General features: G+C 62.8%; 1 protein-coding gene. It reads right to left on the bottom strand.

Annotation, left to right across the window (positions count from 1 at the left end; translation table 11 throughout):
- A partial coding sequence (locus tag ON44_RS33470; RefSeq protein WP_040697902.1) for a hypothetical protein occupies positions 1-234 on the bottom strand: 234 nt, incomplete at both ends.

The raw sequence follows: 234 nt of genomic DNA, 5'->3' as shown, positions 1-234 counted from the left end.
ACCAGCACATCGGTGTCGATTTCACCGACGGTGTTGTTTTCACCGTCACGGCAGTCGAGCACCACCACCGGTGGCACCGGATCGTCGGCGGACTCGTGCTCCAGGTTGTTCCACTCCACGAATTCCACTTCCCGCAGTTGCGCAGGTATGGGTGTGGGTGTCCAGTGCAGGGTGTGCAGCCGGTCTCCGCCGTCTGCTGCGGTGGTGAGTTGGTCGAGTTGGACGGGGCGCAGT

The organism is Nocardia vinacea NBRC 16497 (genome assembly GCF_000308835.1).
GTDB classification, from domain to species: domain Bacteria; phylum Actinomycetota; class Actinomycetes; order Mycobacteriales; family Mycobacteriaceae; genus Nocardia; species Nocardia vinacea.
The sequence above is the reverse complement of the archived record's forward strand: the minus strand, read 5'-3'. Positions and strand labels throughout refer to the sequence as shown.